Source organism: Roseovarius atlanticus, from assembly GCF_019802205.1.
Classification (GTDB): Bacteria; Pseudomonadota; Alphaproteobacteria; order Rhodobacterales; family Rhodobacteraceae; genus Roseovarius; species Roseovarius atlanticus_A.
The window spans coordinates 302,799-323,400 of the sequence record NZ_JAHVHQ010000003.1 but is presented as its reverse complement, the minus strand read 5'-3'; the positions used below and the strand labels follow the sequence as shown (position 1 = coordinate 323,400).

17 protein-coding genes are annotated in these 20,602 nt (G+C 66.0%); 2 read left to right on the top strand and 15 right to left on the bottom strand.

Annotation, left to right across the window (positions count from 1 at the left end; all coding sequences use genetic code 11):
• Positions 1–93: 93 nt before the first annotated feature.
• The 5 genes from KUV49_RS07415 to KUV49_RS07395 form a co-directional block, all read right to left on the bottom strand.
• Positions 94–1,467, bottom strand: coding sequence for an NAD(P)/FAD-dependent oxidoreductase (locus KUV49_RS07415; RefSeq protein WP_222449395.1), 1,374 nt, complete (start codon positions 1,465–1,467; stop codon positions 94–96).
• Positions 1,464–1,787 carry a (2Fe-2S)-binding protein gene (locus tag KUV49_RS07410; protein WP_222449394.1) on the bottom strand — a complete coding sequence of 108 codons (324 nt, stop codon included), beginning with the start codon at positions 1,785–1,787 and terminating at the stop codon, positions 1,464–1,466. The genes KUV49_RS07415 and KUV49_RS07410 overlap by 4 nt, the downstream gene beginning before the upstream one ends.
• A complete protein-coding gene (locus KUV49_RS07405) occupies positions 1,784–3,769 on the bottom strand; it encodes a hydantoinase B/oxoprolinase family protein (RefSeq protein WP_222449393.1) in 1,986 nt (661 codons plus the stop codon). The genes KUV49_RS07410 and KUV49_RS07405 overlap by 4 nt, the downstream gene beginning before the upstream one ends.
• 4 nt (positions 3,770–3,773) lie before the next feature.
• Complete coding sequence (locus KUV49_RS07400; protein ID WP_222449392.1) at positions 3,774–5,828, bottom strand: hydantoinase/oxoprolinase family protein; 2,055 nt, start codon at positions 5,826–5,828, stop codon at positions 3,774–3,776.
• A gap of 91 nt (positions 5,829–5,919) precedes the next feature.
• Positions 5,920–6,804: a LysR family transcriptional regulator gene (locus KUV49_RS07395; RefSeq protein ID WP_261391080.1), complete on the bottom strand. Its 885-nt coding sequence runs from the start codon at positions 6,802–6,804 to the stop codon at positions 5,920–5,922.
• A 110-nt stretch (positions 6,805–6,914) separates the two neighbouring features.
• Between KUV49_RS07395 and KUV49_RS07390 the strand changes: the two genes are divergently transcribed.
• Positions 6,915–8,021, top strand: a complete 1,107-nt coding sequence (locus KUV49_RS07390) for an NAD(P)/FAD-dependent oxidoreductase (RefSeq protein ID WP_222449390.1) — start codon at positions 6,915–6,917, stop codon at positions 8,019–8,021.
• A 2-nt stretch (positions 8,022–8,023) separates the two neighbouring features.
• On the opposite strand, the gene KUV49_RS07385 is transcribed toward KUV49_RS07390, so the two are convergent.
• Positions 8,024–9,349, bottom strand: coding sequence for an NAD(P)/FAD-dependent oxidoreductase (locus KUV49_RS07385; RefSeq protein ID WP_222449389.1), 1,326 nt, complete (start codon positions 9,347–9,349; stop codon positions 8,024–8,026).
• 158 nt (positions 9,350–9,507) lie between these two features.
• Between KUV49_RS07385 and KUV49_RS07380 the strand changes: the two genes are divergently transcribed.
• Positions 9,508–10,002, top strand: coding sequence for an Lrp/AsnC family transcriptional regulator (locus tag KUV49_RS07380; RefSeq protein ID WP_152491629.1), 495 nt, complete (start codon positions 9,508–9,510; stop codon positions 10,000–10,002).
• 15 nt (positions 10,003–10,017) lie between these two features.
• On the opposite strand, the gene KUV49_RS07375 is transcribed toward KUV49_RS07380, so the two are convergent.
• The 9 genes from KUV49_RS07375 to argE all read right to left on the bottom strand — a co-directional run bounded on the left by KUV49_RS07375 (position 10,018) and on the right by argE (position 20,573).
• Entirely contained in the window at positions 10,018–11,682 is a 1,665-nt protein-coding gene (locus KUV49_RS07375; RefSeq protein WP_222449388.1) for an ABC transporter ATP-binding protein, read from the bottom strand.
• Positions 11,682–12,548, bottom strand: a complete 867-nt coding sequence (locus KUV49_RS07370; RefSeq protein ID WP_222449387.1) for an ABC transporter permease — start codon at positions 12,546–12,548, stop codon at positions 11,682–11,684. The genes KUV49_RS07375 and KUV49_RS07370 overlap by 1 nt, the downstream gene beginning before the upstream one ends.
• A complete protein-coding gene (locus KUV49_RS07365) occupies positions 12,548–13,507 on the bottom strand; it encodes an ABC transporter permease (RefSeq protein WP_222449386.1) in 960 nt (319 codons plus the stop codon). The genes KUV49_RS07370 and KUV49_RS07365 overlap by 1 nt, the downstream gene beginning before the upstream one ends.
• Positions 13,508–13,582: 75 nt before the next feature.
• On the bottom strand, positions 13,583–15,196 hold the full coding sequence (locus KUV49_RS07360; protein ID WP_152496235.1) for an ABC transporter substrate-binding protein: 1,614 nt from the start codon (positions 15,194–15,196) through the stop codon (positions 13,583–13,585).
• Between the two features lie 88 nt (positions 15,197–15,284).
• Positions 15,285–16,007, bottom strand: coding sequence for an HAD-IA family hydrolase (locus KUV49_RS07355; protein WP_261391079.1), 723 nt, complete (start codon positions 16,005–16,007; stop codon positions 15,285–15,287).
• A 178-nt stretch (positions 16,008–16,185) separates the two neighbouring features.
• Positions 16,186–17,097 (bottom strand): 2-hydroxyacid dehydrogenase, encoded by a 912-nt coding sequence (locus KUV49_RS07350; RefSeq protein ID WP_222449384.1) that lies wholly within the window; start codon positions 17,095–17,097, stop codon positions 16,186–16,188.
• A complete protein-coding gene (locus tag KUV49_RS07345) occupies positions 17,094–18,473 on the bottom strand; it encodes an aspartate aminotransferase family protein (protein ID WP_222449383.1) in 1,380 nt (459 codons plus the stop codon). The genes KUV49_RS07350 and KUV49_RS07345 overlap by 4 nt, the downstream gene beginning before the upstream one ends.
• Before the next feature lie 12 nt (positions 18,474–18,485).
• Positions 18,486–19,325, bottom strand: a complete 840-nt coding sequence (locus KUV49_RS07340; RefSeq protein ID WP_222449382.1) for a GNAT family N-acetyltransferase — start codon at positions 19,323–19,325, stop codon at positions 18,486–18,488.
• A gap of 123 nt (positions 19,326–19,448) precedes the next feature.
• Positions 19,449–20,573 carry an acetylornithine deacetylase gene (gene argE, locus KUV49_RS07335; protein WP_222449381.1) on the bottom strand — a complete coding sequence of 375 codons (1,125 nt, stop codon included), beginning with the start codon at positions 20,571–20,573 and terminating at the stop codon, positions 19,449–19,451.
• Positions 20,574–20,602: the final 29 nt, after the last annotated feature.

The window sequence follows — 20,602 nt, the reverse complement described above, 5'->3', positions numbered from 1 at the left end:
GACTTGATCGGATTGGCAACACTTGCCGAAAGCGTTCGGATGGCGGCATTTTTCGCCGCCAACGCCATCATGGGACGCAGAAGATTGTGTCGCTCATTCGCGCGAGTCGGCGCGTGTGGCCAACAGGCCAAGCGGCGCAGGACGCACGGGCGGCTGTGACCGCAGACGGCCCACGGAGGCCGGATCGCACCCTGCCTGCGCCGCCATCACCTCGGCCCCCGCAATCTGACAGTACCGGCCCTGGCAGCGCCCCATGCCGACACGGCTGAGCGACTTGGCCCGGTTCGCCTCCGTTCCGGACAGGCTCAGGCTCCGGCGCAGCTCGCCCGCGGTAATCCCTTCGCAGCGGCAAAGGACCGCATCGTCCGGCACGGCCCGGACCATCTCCGCAGGCCAGGGAAACGCGGAGGCGACCGCCTTGGCGAAACGGGCCATGCGCCGCATCCTTCGAATATCGCCATCCTGCTCCGCCGCGTCCACGGGATGCCCCAGATCGGCAAGGCAGGCACGCGCGGCCAGCCGCCCGGCGATCTCCGCCCCGTCGGCTCCCAAAAGATGCATCCCGTCCCCCGCCAGGTACAGCCCGTCCTGGACTCGTCCCGCCATGTCCGTCCGGGGCAGCCACTGCGCCCATGTATCGGACCACGCGAACTCTGCCCCCGCCAGATCGGCCAGCGCCGTCTCGGCGCGCAGGTGCCACCCAAGCGCCACGGTATCGCAGGCCGTGCGATGATGGCGGCCGCCCGCGTCCCGCCAGGTGATCGCGGCAGGGCCGTTCCCATCGCCCTCGATCCCCGTCAGGTTGACACCGGCCGAGTACCGCCGGCCCAGCCCGGCTCGCAGCCGCAGACCTCGCAGCGTGACCCCCGGCCGGGCCAGCGTCATACCGATACCGCCTCGAACCTGGGCACGCCATGGCGCGGTGTCCAGCACCGCAGCCACCGTCGCGCCCGCGCCAATCAGCTGCGAGGCCACCAGCGTCAAAAGTGGCCCGGAGCCCGCCAGCACGATCCGCCGTCCGAGCGCCACGCCCTGGGACTTCAGCGCTATCTGCGCGGCCCCCAGCGTATAGACACCCGCCATCTGCCATCCCGGCACCGGCGCCAGCCGATCGGTCGCACCGGGCGCGAGCAGCAGGCAATCGTATGGCAGCGACAGGACACCGTCAGGAGAGAGAACCTGAGCGCTCCCGTCCTGCAGACCCAGGACACTGCACCGAGGGTGATAATCGATCTGCCGGTCACGCACGAGCGCATCGAATGTCTCGTGTAAATTCATGGCTTTCCCGGCCTCGGATCCGTAGAGCGTTCGCGGCGGGCGCAGGAAGCCTTCGGGGGGGCGACGATAGATCTGGCCGCCAGCGCGTGCCCCCTCGTCCACGACAACCGGGCACAGACCGGCGGCGACGAGCGTTTCCGCCGCGCGGATGCCCGCAGGCCCCGCCCCAACAATCAGAACGCGGGTCATGGTCCGGGCCAGCGGTCGGGCGGGGCCGGGTGCAACCGCATCCCCTCTTGCAGCAATGTCGAACAGGCGCGCAATCGCGGGCCGTTCTCTTGCCAGAGCCAGCAATCCTGGCACGCGCCCATCAGGCAGAACCCCGCACGCCGTTCCGGTCCGAATTCCGCATCCCGCAGCGAGGACGCCGACGCCAGGATCGCCGTCAGCACCGTGTCGCCTTGCAAACCGAAAAGCGTACGTTCTCCGAACGTGAAGGCCAGAACGGGACGATCCGCTTCCGCCAACCGTTGCAGACGCCCTGTTTCCGTCGGACCGGCCTGGCTCATTCCGCGGCCTCGACAGTGGCCTGCAAGTGCGGGATATCCGGAAAACGAACGCAGGTCTCCTCGAACGCGGCACTGACACCTTCGGCGCCGGCGCGTCCGTCCATCCTGCGGAATATCTCCGTCTTGACGAAAAAGCGCCAATGCACGGGCAGCGCCATCAGGATATCGGTCAGGCGCGCATAGGCCGGGGCCGTCCATTGCGCTTCAAACGCCTCGCGCTCGGGACCGAAATGGAAATGCCCCTCATGCGCACGGGACGCGGCGCGCAGCCCGGTCGTCGCCTGCTCGTCGACCTCTCCGGCGACGATCACCACGCCATACTCGCTTCGGGCAGCCTCTTCGGATACATGCCCGCGCCGCACGTCCAGGGCGACACGCCAGGCTTCGCGCTCCATCGGGTCGCCGCGACCACCGCCGCCGGCCGACCGCAGCGACAGCACGTCGCCCGGCTGCAGGATTGCGGTGTCGGCGCTGCCCATCCGGCGGGCATCGGGCCTGCCGGGATTGACCACCATCTCGGCCAGCCCCGCCGCGCGCCCGCCCAGAACGCCCCAGGGACGGAAACGCGAACGGTCGCGGTTGCGCGCCGTGATACGCGTGTCGGGCGCAAAGACGCGGAACGCCATTTCCGTGGCCAGCCCGCCGCGCCAGCGCCCTGCCCCGCCGGTATCCTGCGCCAGACCGTATTTCACGAATTCCACCGGCACCTCGGTCTCGGTGATCTCGATCGGCGTGTTGCGCAGATAGGCCGCATCGGCACCCGACCCGTTGGTGCCGTCACGGTCGGGCATCCCACCGCCGCCGCCCACCACGGGGTTCACCGCCGCGATGATCTTCTGTCCGCTGCGCTCGTCATGGGTCATGACGTTGACGATGCAGTTGTTGCCCGCGGGCGCGGCGGGCATCCGCTCGGGCACCGCCTGGCTGAATGCACCGAAAATGACCGAGCGCAGCCGCGCACAGGTCAGCGACCGCATCCCCACCGCCGCCGGTGCGACGGGATTCAGCACGGTCCCCTCGGGCGCGATGCAGGTGAATGGCCGCGTGATGCCGGTATTCAGCAACAGCTGCGGATTGAGAGTGTAAAGCACATAGTAGACCCCCACCATCAGGATCGTGTGCCGCGGGTCGCCCCCCGACGGCACGTTCAGCGACGAGCCCAGTTGCGGGTCCGATCCGGTAAAATCCAGCTCCGCGGTGTCGCCACGGATGCGCAGGGTCAGGTTCAGACGGCAGGGATTGGCGAAATCGCTGTCCTCGTCGGCGTAATCGGCGAATGAATACTCACCGTCGGGGATCGCCTCCAGAATCTCGCGCGCCTGCGCTTCCGCCTGATCCTTGAGCGCCGCGACGCCTGACAGAAATCCGTCCCGCCCGAAGCGACCCAGCATCGCATGAACCTTGCGCTCGCCGGTGTTGAGCGCGCCCACCAGCGCTTTGATGTCGCCGATATTCAGGCCCGGCTTGCGCACGTTGGTCTCCATGATCCGCAGGATTTGCGCATCGAAAACACCTTCGTTCACCAGTTTCATGGGCGGGAAACGTACCCCTTCCTGGTGGATCTCGGTCAGCGACCGCGACAGTGACGCAGGCACAGCGCCGCCCATGTCGGTGTTGTGGATATGGCCGCCGGTCCAGGCCACGATCTCGTCGTCGCAAAAGACAGGCTTCCACAGGTGCGTGTCCGGTGCGTGGGTCGCCACGTGCCCGGAATAGGGATCGTTGGTAAAGGCCACGTCGCCGGGACGGTAGTCGTCGATCATGTCGATGGCCCGCCCGTAGGTCAGCCCGGGATACCACGTCGCCCCCAGTTCCATCGGCACGGCAAAGGTATCGCCCAGGCGGTCCATGATCATGACGGTGAAATCCTGCGTCTCCTTGACGAAGGCCGAATGCGCTGTGCGGTGCAAGGTAAAGGCCATGTTCTCGGCCGCGGCGCGAGCGTGATTTGCCAGAACCCGAAGGGTCATCTTGTCGGTCATGGGGTCACTCCGCGAATTCAAGGTGTATATTGAGATGCCGGTCGACATGCGCCGCGGCGCCATCGGGGATTGCCAGCGTAGTGTCCTCCTGGCAGACCACGGCCGGACCGTGGAACGCCGCCCCCGGCACAAGGTCGGTCCGCATGAACAGAGGAATGTCGCGGGCGCCGTGCAGATGCACCTGTACGTGCCGCGCGGGCAGCGCGGGCGCCGCGTCCGTGGCAGCCTCTTCGGTCATGTCGGGCTTGGGCGTGATGCCGATGGTCGAAAGCCGCAGGTTCACAATCTCGATTGCGCCATTTCTGTCCTCGAAATCATAGATCTGGCGGTGCGCCTCATGAAACGCCCCGGCGATGCGTGCCGGATCGGTCAGCCAGTCAGGCTCCAGCGCCGTCTCGATCTCATAGCTCTGCCCGGCATAGCGCATGTCCGCCGACAGCCGAACCTGCGCCGGGCCATCGTGTCCTTGCGCCGCGAGCCACGCCTGCCCGTCGCGCCGCAGCGCTTCGAACGCGGCGCGCAGTTGAGGCACGGCGCCGGTATCAAGCCCGGTAAAGACGGTCTGCAGGAAATCGCCCCGCATGTCTGCCACGAGGCCGCCCAGTGCGGACACCACCCCTGGCCGTCGTGGCGCCAGCACCCGCGCCATGCCCAGCTCACGTGCAAGAATCGCACCCAGCATCGGCCCGCCACCGCCAAACGGCATCAGCGTGAAATCCCGGAGGTCCACCCCGGCCCGAGAGCCCAGCTTCTCGACCTCGACGAACAGTTCCGACACCGCGATGTCGAGGATGGCTTGAGCGGTTTCTTCCACGCTGCGACCCACCGGCCCTGCAAGACGCGCAACCGCCGCGCGGGCAAGGTCGCGGTCGATATTCAACTGGCCATAGGCCATTTCAACCTGCCCCAACCACCCGCAGACGGCCATCGCATCCGTCACGGTAGGTGCGGTGCCGCCGCGCCCATAGCATGCAGGCCCCGGGGTCGACCCGGCGGATTCCGGCCCGACACGCAGCACGCCCTGGCTGTCGACACTGGCGATGGAGCCACCGCCGATGGCGATGGAACTCACCGAGACCGACGGGATATGCAGCGGGAAGTCGCCAATTTTCTCGTCCGAGCCGTACTGGACCTCTCCGTCCACTATCAGCGCAAAATCCGCCGACGTCCCGCCGATGTCCAATGTCAGGATCCTCGATGCCCCCGCTTGTCGCGCCAGCCAAGCCGCGCCCATCACTCCCGAGGCCGTGCCCGACAGGAGCATCGAGACACAGTCGCGGCGCCCCTCGAAGGCGCTCATCAACCCGCCGTTCGACTTGGTCAGCAACGCCTTCGCCGGCACCTCGCGCCCCGCCAGTCTTTCTTCCAGCGCCGCCAGGTAACCCGACACGCGTGGGTGGACATAGCCGTTCAGGATCGCCGTGGAACTGCGCTCGTATTCCCGGATGACCGGCCAGACCTCGGACGAGGTAAAGACAAAAAGGTCCGGCGCCTCGGCCTCGATCATGCCTTTCACCGCCGCTTCCTGCGCCCCGTTGCGCCAGCTGTGAAGGAACGACACCACGATCCCTTCGGTACCGACACCGCGGGCTTGCGCAACCGCCTGCCGCACCGCTTCGGGCGTCGGCGCCAGCGGTTCGCTGCCATCAGCCCGCAGCCGCACCGGAATACCGAACACTCGGTCGCGCGGCACCAGCGGCTCTGCCCTGTGACAGAACAGCGAGTACATGTCGGGCATGGCAAGCCGCGCCAGTTCGATGACGTCCTCGAAACCCTCGTTCGTGATCAGCGCCAGCTTTGCGCCCTTGCGCTGAAGGATGGTGTTGATGCCCACCGTCGTCCCGTGCACGAACCGCGTCACGCAGGCAGGGTCGAGCCCCTCGCGCTCGGCCAGAAGGTCGAGGCCAGTCAGAAGTTCGGCCCCCGGATCATCGGGCGTGGTCAGTACCTTGAGCGACGCTATGCGTCCGCTGGTCGTGTCCAGCGCGCAGAAATCCATGAAGGTGCCGCCAATATCGACGCCGACCTTCCAGTCCGCCGGGGCGCGAGTGCCATCCATCTTGCCTGGTCCTTTCCCTGATTTGCCATGACAGGACCAGATAAGCCGCACGCCGTCCAAGACCGATCGCGCGGCGGCGCATAAGGAGGGCTTATGGTTCGTTCAAGGGTGTCGCGTGGAGCAGCTTGCGCATCGCCTCCTCGGCGCGGGAAAGGCTCCTGTCACGCGCCACCAGGAGCGAGACAGGCAAGCTCGGCGTGTTGCTCAGCGGTCTCGGCACGACGCCGGGAAACTGTGCCCAGGGCAATAGCGCATCGACCAGCGCCACGCCCAGCCCGGCGCGCACGAACCCCGCCGCCGAGATCGAACTGTCGATCTCGATCTGAGGCGCAAAGGTCTCGCCGCGTCTGCGCATGGCCATGTCCAGCTCGTCATGCGGTCGGGTCTGGCTGCGATACGAGATGATCGTCTCGTCCTTCAGGTCGCTGTAGTCGAGCGCCTCTGCTTCCGCGAGAGCATGATCTTCGGGTAGCAGGCAGCAGAAATGCGTCGTGCCGATATGTTCGACCGTGATGTCAGGCGGCAGGTCGTCATCCAGCGCAAGCGCCATCGACGCATCTCCCGTGCGCAACAGATCCACCATCGCCGCCAGCGGCGCCACGTGGGTCCGCAACACCACCTCGGGGTGATCCGCGCGAAACGCCCGAAGCGCCCGAGGCAGCAGCGACATTCCCGGCGGCGGCGACGCGGCGATGCGCACCAGGCCCGCCCGGCCCAGCCGCAGATCCGACGTCTTGCGCCGCAACCCTTCGAGCCCGGCAAACAGGCGCTCGGCCTCGGGGTAAATCTCGAACGCTTCGGGCGTCGGCCGCAAGCGGCCTTTCTCCCGGTCGAAAAGGTCGAAGCCCAGTTGCGCCTCGGTGTGGATAAGGATCTGGCTCAACGCGGGCTGAGATATGTTGAGCAGTCGCGCCGCTCCGGTGACGGTTCCGGCCCGCATGACGGCGGTAAAGACTTCAAGCTGACGTGCGCGCATCATTATATCCTATAGGTGAGACTTATAGCGTGCCACGTATCCAGTCTTTGACACAAGCGGCCTTGCAGCGTCTCATTGCGCAAATTCCTGTGTCGAAAGGACAGTACTGCATGGATGCAATCGTTCTCGGTGGCGGTCTGATGGGAACGGCCTCGGCCTATTTCCTGACTCGTCGCGGAGTCCGCGTCACCCTGATCGAACGCGGCCGGATCGGAGCCGGGGCGACCGTGGCCTCTTTCGGCAACATCCGGCGCAGTGGGCGTCACCTGTCGCAACTGCCCCTGGCCGCCCGCTCGCTGGCGCTCTGGAACGAGGCTGAGACACTCCTCGGTCGCGACGTGGAGTTCCGGCCCACCGGGCATCTCAGACTGATTTTCGACGCCGACAGCCTGGAGGATATGCGCAGCTACGCCCGGGCGGCCCAAGCCGAGGGCCTGGTCCTTGACGAACTCGACCCGGCGGAACTGCACGCCCGGTTTCCCGGCATCGGCCCGGACGCCATCGCGGCCTCGTTCTCGCCGCGCGATGGATCCGCAAATCCCCGGTTGATCGGCCCGGCCTTCGCGGACGCGGCGGCACGGGCGGGCGCGTCGGTGATCGACGAAGCCCCGGTCTCGGACATCCGCAGGACCGGCACGGGCTTCACGGTCGAGACCGCCAAGGGCACGTTTCACGCCGCCCACCTGCTGAATTGTGCCGGCGCGTGGGGCCGCGCCATCGCCGCACGCTTTGGCGAGGATGTGCCCCTGGAAACCTGGGGCCCGCAGATGGCGGTGACCGAGCCTCTGCCGCACCGTATCGCGCCCGTGGTTGGCGTCTGGTCCCAGGCACACGGCGCCTATCTGCGCCAGGTCGAGCGCGGTAACGTCGTCTTTGGCGGCGCCGTCGACCGCGTGCGCGTCGCGGAGGAGCCGGGGTATGCAAGACCCGATCCCGCCCGCCTGCCCGCCCAGGTGGCGGCGGTCCTCCAGCTGGTTCCGGCGCTGGCGGACGTGGCCATCATACGTCAATGGTCGGGTTGTGAAGGCTACGTGGCCGACGCGCTGCCCGTCATGGGGCCCTCGGGGACGACACCGGGCCTCTTCCACGCCTTCGGGTTCTGCGGGCACGGGTTTCAGCTGGGTCCAGGCGTCGGCTCGGCCATGGCAGAACTGATCGCGACGGGGCAATGCGAGACGCCGCTGGAAGATTTCTCCATCACTCGATTTGCGGCATGAGATCAGAATTCGGCAACCTTGCCCCACTGCCCCTTGCCGAAACGGGCAAGACGATATTGCCGGGTTTCGGTGATCGGCGTGCGCCCCAGAACCAGGTCCGCCACCAGGTGCCCGACGCCTGGCCCGATACCAAAGCCATGCCCCGACAAGCCCGCGGCCAGCACCAGCCCGGGCGTGCCGATATCGGCGTCGATGACCGGCACGCCGTCGGGCGTGCTGTCGATATAACCCGCCCATTGCGCCTGCACCGGCAGCCCGGCCAGCCCGGGCAACATCGCGCGGGCGCGCTTCAGCGTCAGCTCGATCAGCGCCTTGCTGGGTCTTGGATCCAGAATGCGGGTGTGCTCCATCGGCGTCTCGCGGTCGAACGCCCAGGCCTTGCGCGTCTCGAAACCGGCGCGCCACGCCTGTGCGCCACCGGGGCGCAGAACCCGCCAGCGCCTGGCGAACATGGGCAGAAAATGCCGCGCCCCGGCTATGGCCCCCGGCGTCGGATCGAGATTGGCCAGCCCCGAGACCGCCAGCGTATAGGCGCCGTCCCGGCGCCGCGTGGCGGACACCTTGGCGGTGTGCAGCGCATCCGGAATGCCCGTCGCGCCGGGTGCCACCGACAGGATGGAGCTGCGCGCCGAGGCCTGCGGGAATCCTATGCCGTGGCGATGCATGAAGCTGCCGGCCCAGGCCCCTCCGGCCATCACCGCCACCCGGGTGCGGATCGTCCCGCGCTCTGTGATCACCCCAGAGACGGCGCCGCCTTCGGTTTCCAGCCCGCGTGCCGCGCATCCTTGCACGACAGTGCCGCCGTGCTGGATGATCCCCGTCGCAATCAGCGGTGCGGCCCGCGAGGGGTCGGCAACCCCGTCACTGGGCGACCAGACACCGCCCTGCCAGCCTTTGCCGGTGGCCGAGCCGCGCTCCGTTGCCTCGTCCGCGCTCAACATCCGCGTGTCCACACCCTCACCACGGGCGAACCGGCCCCAACGCGCCCAGCCGTCCAGTTCGGCGGCGTCGTTGGACAGGTACAACAGCCCGCAGCGACGAAACCCCAGGTCCGCGCCGATATCCGCGCTCATCTCCTCCCAGAGGTTCAGGCTCCGGGTCGACAGCGGCAACTCGCGCGCATCGCGGTTCTGCTGGCGGCACCAGCCCCAGTTTCGGCTGGATTGTTCGGCACCGATCCGGCCCTTCTCCAGCAGGACGACGCTTTGTCCTGCGCGGGCCAGCCAGTACGCGGCGCTGACGCCGACGATCCCGCCGCCGATGACCACGCAATCGGCGTGCTCCGGAATTTCGCTGTGCGTTTCGATATCAAGCAAAGGTGCAGGCATGATTATTCCATGTGTTTCTCGAAACCTAGCTGTAGAGTTTCGGTGCTTTGTGCCGCATATGGGAATTTGACCGGCAGATCGTTGCGTATTTGCCGGGGCTCGTGGGCGGGCAAACCACGGCATGGCGTGGGGCGCCGTTTCATGCAAGGACAGGACTGATGAGCAATTCGCAAAAGCTGGACCGCATCGACGTCAGGATACTGGCCGAGTTGCAGCGCAACGGCCGGATCACGAATGTCGAATTGGCCGATCTCGTCCACTTGTCGCCCTCGCCCTGCCTGACCCGCGTGAAGAAGTTGCAGAAATCTGGCTACATCACCGGCTATTCGGCGCTGATCAACGTGGCCAAGCTGGGCGAGACGCTGACCGTCTTTACGGAATTCACGCTGAAGAACCATCGGCAGATAGATTTCGCCCGCTTCCAGGAAGCCCTTGAAAAGATCGACAACTGTGTCGAATGCCACCTGATTTCGGGTGGATACGACTATCTGGCAAAGTTCGTCACGTCCGGTATCAGCGACTATCAGGAGATCATCGAGGACCTCATCGACCGCAGCGAGGTCATCGACCGCTATTTCAGCTTCGTCGTGATGAAGACCCCATTCGTCAAGCGGCAGCTGCCACTGACCCGGCTCTTTGCCGACACCCAGTGACACGCCGCGCCCGCGCTATCGGTCCGAGAATGCCGCCAGCAGTTCCGGGTCGTGCTCCAGCCCGGCAAGCCACCCGGTATCCAGTTGCGGCACCGAAGAGACCAGAAGACGCGAATAGGGATGCGTGGCCTCGTCGGACATGCGCGCCGCCGGCAGCGCCTCGACGACCTCGCCTTTGTACATCACCAGAACGTCGTCGCAGATCGCCTCGACTGTCGACAGATCGTGGCTGATGAACATGTAGCTGAGGCCCAGCTCCTGTTGCAGTTCCTTCAGCAGTTCCAGAATCGCGGCGGCCACGACCGTATCCAGCGCCGAGGTGATCTCGTCACACAGGATCAGTTCCGGCTCGGCCGCCAGCGCACGCGCGAGGTTCACACGCTGCTTCTGCCCGCCCGACAGTTCGGACGGCAAACGATGCCGCAAGGCGGGCGGAAGGTGCACCATGTTCAGCAATTCTATTACGCGCTTCTCGGAGGCCTCTCCGCGCAGTCCCTTGTAGAACTTCAAGGGCCGCGCGATGATCGCACCCACCGAATGCGCCGGGTTCAGCGCCGTATCGGCCAGCTGAAAGACGATCTGGGCACGGCGCAATTCCTGCTTGCTGCGCTTGGCCAGAGACGGGTTCAGTACCTTCCCGTCCAGCAGCACCTCGCCGCGATAGGCCGGCAGAATTCCGGCGACGGCCCGCGCCAGTGTCGACTTGCCAGAGCCCGATTCGCCGATCACGCCAAGGTTCCGGCCGCGATACAGCTCGAAATTCACGTCTTTCATCACCTTGGCCAGAGGCTCACCATCCTTCATCGGGCCGTAGCCCGCGCAAAGGTTCCGAACCTCCAGGATCGGCGTCTCCTTCTCGGGTTCGACCTGGGCGACGGCCTCGTGCGGCACCGGGTCGAAAGCCGCGAGCAATTCCTTGGTGTAGGGATGTTTCGGCGCGTTCAGGATCTGCTCGGACGTGCCCTGCTCCTGGATCTCGCCGTTCTTCAGCACCACGATCCGGTCCGCGATCTGCGCCACGACGGCCAGATCGTGGCTCACATAGACACCGGCCATCCCCCCGTCTTCCATCACCCGCTTGAACGCGCGCAAGACCTCGATCTGCGTGGTGACATCCAGTGCCGTCGTAGGTTCGTCGAAGATCACGAGTTGCGGATCACCGATCAAGGCCATGGCCGCCGACAGGCGCTGAAGCTGCCCGCCCGACACCTGGTGCGGATACCGATCACCGATCGTGTCGGGATCGGGCAGTGCAAGCGCTCGAAAGAGCGACCGCGCACGTTCGCGCGCCTTGTCCAGCGGCATCAGGTCGTGAATGCGCGTGGCCTCGACCACCTGGTCCATGATCCTTTTCGAGGGGTTGAACGCCGCCGCCGCCGATTGCGGAACATACGAGACGTCCGAGCCACGCAGCCGTGCCCGTTTGCGTTCGCTCATTCCGGTGATGTCATGCTCGCCCACCCGGATCGTGCCGCCCTTGATGTCGCAGCCCCGGCGCGTATGGCCCATGAGCGACAGCGCAATGGTCGTCTTGCCCGACCCGGATTCGCCGATCAGCGCCAGCATCTCGCCCGGCGCAATGTCGAAATCCACGCCGCGAATGATCTCGACGTTGCGGCCCGAGTCGGTCACCGCGCCGATGTGCAGGTCGCGGACGGAAACAAGTGGTGTATCTGTCATCAGTCTGCCCTGTCTCTGATCTTGGTGGGAAGGTTGTCGATGAACATGTTCACCGAGATGGTCAGCGACGCGATGGCGATGCAGGGAAAGATCACCGCCGGTGCCCCAAGGCTCAGCCCCTCGATATTCTCGCGCACCAGTGCGCCCCAGTCCGCATAGGGCGGCTGCACGCCGAGCCCCAGGAACGACAGTCCCGACAGGACCAGAACGATAAAGACGAACCGCAAGCCCAGGTCCGCAAGCACGGGCCCCAGGATGTTGGGAAAGATCTCGCGCGCGATCATGTAGGGCGTGCCCTCACCCCTCGCGCGCGCCACGGTGACGAAATCCATCGTGTTGATATTGACCGCCAGCGCCCGCGCGAAGCGGTACGAGCCGGGCATGTAGATGGCCGCCAATGTCAGGATCAGAACCGGGATCGAGGAGCCCACGGCAGCTACGACGACAAGGCCGAAAAGCAGCGAGGGGATGCCGTTGAACGCATCCAGCAGCCGCGACAGCAGCGTGTCGAACCAGCCCCCGATGACCGCCGCGATCATCCCCAGGATGACCCCGATCGAACAGGCCAGCGTCACCGCAGCCAGGGCGATCCCCACCGTGTAGCGTGCGCCCATCAGGACCCGCGAGAAGATGTCCCGGCCCAGGTAATCCGTGCCCATCCAATGCGCCGCGCTGACGCCGCTGAAATAGTCCCAGTCGACGATCTCGCCCACCGGATAGGGGGTGACCCAGTTGCCGACCAGCGCGACGATCGCCCAGAACAGGATAATCGCGGCGCCGATCCTGCCCACCCAGCCAAAGCTGTAGCCCATGTTTCCGGGCGTCGGCAGGCGGAATTTGCGGGAAGAGCCGTTGGTTGTCGTCATCACTGGCGTAGCCTTGGGTTCGAGAGGATTGCGACCATGTCCGCCAGCGTGATCAGCGTCAGGTAGCTGACGCAGAAGACCATCGCGCAGGACTGGATCAGTGGCAGGTCCCGGGTCGAGACGGCATCCACCATCAGCTTGGCGACCCCGGGATAGTTGAAGACGGTCTCGACGATGATCACCCCACCCACGAGATACGAAAGCGACAGCGCCACCGCGTTGGCAATGGGACCCAGCGCGTTCGGCAGGGCGTGAACCAGAACCATGCGCTGCCGCGAGGCGCCTTTCAGCAGCGCCATCTCGACATAGGGCGTCTCGATCGTCTCGATCACGGCAGCGCGGGTCATGCGGATCATCTGCGCCGACACGACGAAACTCAGGGTGATCACCGGCATCGCATAGGCCCGCAACATCGCGCCGATGCTGTCCACGTTGACGCCATAGCTCAGTGCCGGCAGCCAGCCGAGCCAGACGGCAAAGACCAGAACGGCCAGCGTCGCCACCATGAATTCGGGCACCGAGATGACCGAGATCGTAGCGACAGAGACCGCCCGGTCCAGCCACGAGCCGCGGTACATCGCGGCGACGATCCCCAGGGTCAGCGCCACCGGCACGCAGATCGCGGTCACGATCCCGGCCAGCCGCAGGGAATTCTGCAAGCGTCCGCCCAACAGTTCGGCCACGTCGATGCCATTGACGTAAGAGCGCCCCATGTCGCCCGTGGCAAGGCCCGCCAACCAGCCCAGGAAGCGCTGCAATGCCGGTTCGTTCAGGCCCATCGCATCGCGCAGGCCGGCCACCGCCTCGGGGGTCGCCGCCTGCCCCAGCAGGATCTGCGCCACGTCACCCGGCAGCATTTCGGTCGCGAAGAACACCGCGAAGGACACGATGATCAGCGTCAGGAACGCGATACCCAGCCGTTTGCCGACAAGGATCCATGTTGTGGTCGAGCGGAGCATGAGGCGCCTCGCGTGTCAGGAATGAAAGTGGCCCGCGCATGATACCACGCGCGGGCGTTTGGTTCAGCCGGGGCCTCAGGCGTCCAGCCAGACGTACTCTGCAAAGGCATAGCCCATCTGCCCGCCAAGCGGGTTCGGACGCATGCCCTTCACTTCCTTGGCCATGCCGTCCACGTTCGAGATGTAGGTCGGGATGATCGTGCCGGCCTCGTTGGCGACCATCTCCTGCATCTCCCAGTACATGTCGGTCCGCTTGGTCTCGTCCAGCATTCCGCGCGCCTCGACCAGCATGCTGTCGAACTTCTCGGACTTGTACTGGCTTTCGTTCCACGGCGCCTCGGAATGATACAGAAGCGAGAACAGGATGTCCGGCGTCGGCCGCGGGTTGATGTTGCCGAAATGGACAGGCGACTTCAGCCAGTAGTTGGACCAGTAGCCATCCGACGGCACCCGCTGCACGTCAAAGGTCATGCCGATTTCGGCACCGGCCTGTTGCACCACGGTCGCCATGTCGATCGACGCGTTGGCGGCGTCCGACGCGATGATCGGGATCGTCTGGCCCATCAGACCGGCCTTCTCGAACAATGCCTTGGCCTTCTCGGGATCATAGGCCTTCGGCGCCAATTCGCTGTTGTGATAGCGGTTTGCCGGCGAAACCGGCTGGTCATTGCCGATCTCGGCAAGGCCGCGCAGGACCGATTTCTGGATCTGCTCCCGGCGCACGAGGTGCTTCATTCCCTCGATGAACCCGGCCTTCGCACCCGGCTCCAGGTCCAGGCGGATGTTGAGGTTGGTATAGTTGCCGGAGGTGCTGATCATCGTCTCGACGTTCGGCTGGCCTTCCATCATCCGCAGCGACCGCGCGTTGACCGCCGCGGCCAGGTGGATGTCCCCGGACAAGAGCGCGTTGACACGGGCATTGTTGTCGGGAATGGCGAAGTATTCAAAGCTGTCCAGGTAGGGTCCGCTTTCCTTGAAGTAATCCGGGTTCTTCACCAGGATCGACCGGACGCCCGGCTCGAACTCCTCGACCTTGAATGCGCCGGTGCCGTTGCCCTTGGCGAAATCCGTGGTGCCATCGGCCACGATCATGAAGTGGTGCAGCGACAGGATGGTGGGCAGGTCGGCGTTGGGTTCCGACAGAACGATCTTGACGTTCAGATCGTCCACCGCAGAAATCTCGGCCATCTGCGACGCGATCGAGTTCACCTTCGAGCCGACATCGGGATCCAGGTGGCGCTTCAGCGTGAACACCACATCGGCAGAGCTCAGCGTCTTGCCATCGTGGAAGGTGACGTTCGGTCTCAGCTTGACGTTCCAGGTCTGTGCGTCTTCGGACTCGACAGCTTCGGCCAGTTCCATCTCGACTTCGCCCGCCTCGTTCAGGAAGGTCAGGCGGTTGTAGATCGCGCAGCAGCGGGTGTAGTCGGTCGACAGCGACGCCTTCGCGGGGTCAAGCGTGTCAGCGGTCGAGGCGGACCAGCCAGCGGCCTTGAGGTGACCCCCGCTCTTGGGCGTCTCGGCCACGGCGCGGCTTGCACTCATCAGCAGGCTGCTCCCGGCGCCAAGGGCGATACCGGAGCCCATGAGCATCTTCAGCAGATCACGGCGCGAGGCCCCGCGGCGAATAGCATCCTCGACCATGGCGTCGTCGCGCCCGGTCCAGTTGTTGGGTTTCTTGTGGGTCATGTCTTGTCTTCCCTGTTGCTAAGTCGGTTTCTGGTTCAGGTTTGGCCACGTCCGGCTCTGGCGGCCGGTTCGCGACTGGGTGCCGGGCTCAGGTCCCGGCGGCGCGGTCGGCCGCATCGGCCAGTTCCGCAAGCGATTTGAAATGGTAATCGGGTTCGGTAACGGCCTCGGGTTTGATGGTGCCGCCGAACCCGGCCTGCCCGTGGCGACGCTCGATCCAGGCATTCGTCATGCCAAGCTGCCGCGAGATTCCGATGTCGTGATACTGGCTTTGCGCCGCGTGCAGAATCTCGCCCTGCGCTCCGCCTGTCGCCTCGACATGGGCGAAAACCTTGTGAAAGAAGGCCGGGTCCGGCTTCTCGGTGCCCGTGTCATCGGTCGTGAAACTGGCCCAGAAGGGATGACCCAGCTTGGCGTCGTAGCGTTCGAAAGCCCACCGGCGGGCGTTGGTCATGGCAATCAGCCGGTAGCGTTCGCCCAGCCGCGCCAGCGCCTCGGCACTGTCGGGGAAAGGGTCGGCATCCCCGACCGCCTCGACGATGCGTGTGCGCAATTCGGGTGTGTCCGGCAACCCGAACTCGGCGGCGATACTGCCATAGCACCGTGCCAGGTCATCCGGGAAAAGTCCCGCCTCGGGCTCGCTGCGCAGTGCGCCGTAGAACGCCAGCACCTTCTCCAGGTCGAGGTCGACACCCGCCTCCACCGCGACGCTGTCAATCGCCCCGGTGATCGCGGCTTCGAAATCGATCAGCGTGCCGACCACGTCGAAACTCACGTAGCTGAAGGTGGTCAAGGGTTTTGTCGCTGTCATCTGTGCCATATGAACCTTTTCGTTGCCTGCCACCGCGTTACCTGCGTAGAAGGCGCCTTTCCTTCATTGATACTCGCCGCGTCAGCAGGCGGTGTGGGATCGAAAGTTGCGTGCGAAGCGGCAGATTCTTTCGTTTTGCCCGGTTGCGCGGTGCGAAATGCCGGGGCATTTTCTTGCGTCAGTACCCCTTTTTTCCGTGTACGAGACCCGGCAGATCATCGCCCGTCCGGCTGGCGCGAATGACAGCCAGGGCGTGACGCGCCCCTTCTTCCGAATCCGTCTGCCCGCCGATATGCGGCGTGACGATGACCCGCGGATCCTGCCAGGCCCAATGGTCCTTCGGCAGGGGCTCGGGCTCCGTCACGTCCAGCATCGCGGCCTTGAGGTGTCCGTCGTCCAGCGCAGCACGCATCGCCTCCATGTCCAGCTGTGCGCCGCGTCCCACATGAACCAGCGCAGCCCCCCGGGGCAGCATTGCGAAGACGCGCGAGGACAACAGCCCTCGCGTCTCATCGGTCAACGGCAGCAGGCAGATCAACAGGTCGGTCCGCGCCAGGAATGGCTCCAGATCATCCGGCCCGTAAACATCGACGCCGGCGACGGGCGCGCCCGACCGGCTCCAGCCCGCAACCTCGAAACCCAGCGCCGCCGCGACCTCCGCGACCGCGCGTCCGATCCGGCCCAGGCCCATGATCCCCACCCGGCCGGCAATGGCCTGTTGCGGCGGATGGGCAAGCCATTCGCCCTCCGCCGCCTGCGCAAGATAGCGCGGCATGTCGCGGTACAGCATCAGGGTGGCCATCAGGACCCAGTCGCGAACCATCTCGTCGACGCTGGGCGCCAGCGTGCGCACGAGGGCGACTCCTTGCGGCATGGGCGGCATCTGGTCGACCCCGGCACCGACGCTGATCACGGTCTTCAGGTTGGGATAGCGCCCAAGATCATCGGGCGGGTTCCAGCAGGCCAGGTGTGAGACCGCCTTCGGATCGTCCACCGCGTCCTCGCCGAATACCATCGGCTCCCCGGCCTCATCGAAGATCTGGCGCCAGACCCGCCCCCGTTCGGATGGTCCGATCAACAGCAGGGTCATGCGCGCATCACCTCGCGGATCTCGGGATCTTCCAGCGTCAGGTCCAGCACCCGGCGCGTGCGCTCGATGATCTGGTCGATCTCGGCATCGGTGCAACACAGCGGCGGGGCAAAACCCAGGATGCCCTGGGCAAAAGCCCGTACGATCAAGCCGTTATCGTAAGCGCGGTCGAACAGCCGCGTACCACCCTCCAGCGCAGCTGCGGGCAGCGGCGTCTTTTTGTCCTTGTCGGTGACAAGCTCAACCGCCGCCAGCATTCCGCGTCCCCGCACATCCCCCACCAGGGGGTGGTCCGAAAGCCCGGCCAGCCCGGCCTGCAGCCGTGCGCCTTGCCGGCGGCCGTTTTCCAGCAGCCCGCCTTCGTAGAGTTTCAGGACCTCCAGGCCCACCGCCGCGGAGACCGGGTGCCCCGAATAGGTAAACCCGTGCCCGATCAGCTTCTGGCCCGCGCCTTCGGCGATCGTCTGGTAGACGTGGTCGCGCATGAACACGGCCCCCATCGGGGCGTAACCCGAGGTCAGGCCCTTGGCGACCGTCATCAGGTCGGGCACGATCCCTTCCTCTTCGCTGGCGAACAGCGGCCCGGTCCGGCCGAACCCGGTAATCACCTCATCGGCCACGAACAGGATGCCAAGCTCGGTGCACACCTCGCGCATTGCCTTGATCCATCCCTTGGGCGGCACCAGAACGCCGCCCGATCCTTGGATCGGCTCGACGAAAAACGCGGCGACGCGCTCGGGGCCAAGTTCCTCGGCCTTGGCACGCAGGGCCGCGGTCGAGGCGGCGATGATCCCGGCCTCGTCCGACCCAACCGGATTGCGATAGGCATAATGCGACGGGATCTTGTGCTGCCAGTCATAGGGCACACCGAACCCCTCGTGAAAGACCGGCAGCGCCGTCAGACCCGCGCCCGCCGAGGTCGAGCCGTGAAACCCCTGCGCGACCGAGATGAACTGATCCCGCTCGGGCTTACCTTGCGCATGCCAGTAGTAGCGGATGAACCGCACGGCACTGTCCACCGCGTCCGACCCGCCCAGGCTGAAATAGACGTGGTCCAGATCGCCCGGCGCCCGCTCGGCCAGTTCCGCCGCCAGCCGGATCGGCGCCTCCGCGCCCAGATTGAAATACCCTGTGGCATAGGGCAGTTCCCGCATCTGCGCCGCGGCGGCCTCGACAACGCTTTCCTGGCCGTAGCCTGCATTGACACACCACAGTCCAGCGAACCCGTCGATCAGTTCATGCCCCTCGTTATCGGTCACCCGCGCCCCTTGCGCGGACCGCATGACGCGCACGCCGCGCGCCTCATGTCCGCGAAAAGAGGAAAGCGGGTGCACCAGGTGCCGGCGGTCAAGTTCAACAAGCGAATTTGCGAGCATGTTTATCTCCGATTATCCAAGGGCTTGGGATACAAGCGCATAAGTCGTGTAGTCCGAGGGCGTTGCGGGCGCGGGCGTGCGAACCATCGCGGTTCCTCCGCCCACGTGTTCCAGCCCCAGCGCGGTGACGAATTCCGAAAGTCCAGCCGCCTCGGGCAGGTCGATACGCAGGAAACGGCCCTCTGTCCGGCTTGCCGCTTCGGCGATCAGGGCGCGCGCCACGGCCGCGTCCTTCGCCACCACCGGCCCGACCACGTGCCCGCGTCCGAACTCCCGCAACAGCGCAAAGCCGTCCTCCGCCAGAAGCACCTGCCCCTGCGCCGCGATCCGCTCCAGCAGAGCCTGCCGTTCCAGCCCGCACGCCCCGCGATCCAGTTCCGCAAGGCGGCCGATGTCGGACAGGCTGCCGTCGCGCACGACAAGCTGCGGTGCGGCGGCTCGGGCGATGCCCTGATGCTGCAGAATCTGGTGCGTCGCCGTGAATCCCAGCTTCTCGTACAGGGGCAGTCCCTCGCGCGTCGCCACCAGACGCATCTCGTCGCCTGCGCCTAGCGCCATCGCTGCCTCCATCAGACGCCGGCCAAGGCCACGCCCGCGCATCGCCTCGTCGACGATGATCATGTTGATCAACGCGACGGAACCGAAGCGGCTGCAACAGGCGGTTCCCGTCACCCTGTCGCCCTCGGTCGCGACAACCCCCTCCGAAACGGCCAGGGCAAGGTCCCAGTCCTCTTTCCGGTGCGGCCAGCCAACCTGGCGGGACAGCGCCAGCGCGCCGTCCACGTGTTCTGGCCCAAGCGGACGGATTTCCAGTTTCTCTGCGGGCTGCGTCTGCACGGGTGCCTCGGACATGAACTCACTCTTGCTGATTTTTCTGGATGCTAGGCCGCACGGATCGGCATGTTTCGCCTGATGCGAAATGCGTCCGGCAGTTTTCTGTCGCACCCGGTGTCTCGCGCCGCAGGAAATGCCGCCCTAGGCGGCACAGCGCTGGCCCAGACCCAGAATCATCGCATGGCAGGCGTGCAACTCGGACCGTGTCAGGTATTCCTCGGGCCGGTGCGCCCGCGCGATGTCGCCGGGTCCGCAGATGATCGCGGGCATGCCAGCCTGCTGGAAAAGCCCCGCCTCGGTCCCGAAACTGACGGCCGCGATGGGCGCTTTGCCCGACATCTCGGCCACCAGCGTGGCCAGCGGGTCGCCCGCGTCCAGCGCCAGCGGCGGGTAGCTGGACAACCACTCGGTCGCGACACCCGCCTTCTCCGCCGCATCGATCACCGGCGCCAGCAGCGACCGGGGCTCGACACCAGCGATGGCGCGTGCCTCGATCTCCGCCTCCGCCCGCTCGGGGATGATGTTGAGCGCCTGGCCACCCGCCACCGTGCCGATCTGCAGGCTGGACCACGGCGGCGCAAAGCGGTCGTCCCGCGGCCCCTCGGCCTCCAGCGCTTGCGCCTGCGCCCGGGCCGCGAGCAGCACCGGCAACAACGCATGAATCGCGTTCGCCCCAAGGTCGGGTCGCGAGCTGTGACCGGCCACGCCCGCCGCCCGCAGGCGCAGCGCGGCCTTGCCCTTGTGCGCCAGCACCGGCACCAGCCCCGTGGGTTCGCCCACGATGCAGCCCAGCGGCGGCGCACACAGCTCCGGCATCGCCGCGATCATGTGCGGCACGCCCTTGCATCCCGCCTCCTCGTCATAGGACAGCGCGATGTGGATCGGAACGGCGGGCCTCATCTCGGCCAACCCGGGCGCCGCCGCCAGGACCGCGGCAACGAACCCCTTCATGTCGCACGCGCCCCGCCCGATCAGCCGGTCGTCCCGCCTGCGCAGGCGGAACGGATCGCCCTGCCACTCCGGCTCGCCCGCCGGCACCACGTCCACATGGCCCGACAGAACATAGCCTGGCCGATCTGCATCCCCGATCGTGGCGAAAAGGTTGGCCCGGTCGCCCTCCGGCCCAACCAGGATACGGCAGGATATGCCGTGACCCTCCAGCCAATCCGCCACCGCCTCGATCAACGACAGATTCGGACGCCCCACGACCGTCTCGTGGCCCACAAGTTCTTCCAGCATCTCTTCGGGTGCGCACGAAAATGGCATGTCGTCTCGACTCCTCTTGTTTCGGCTTG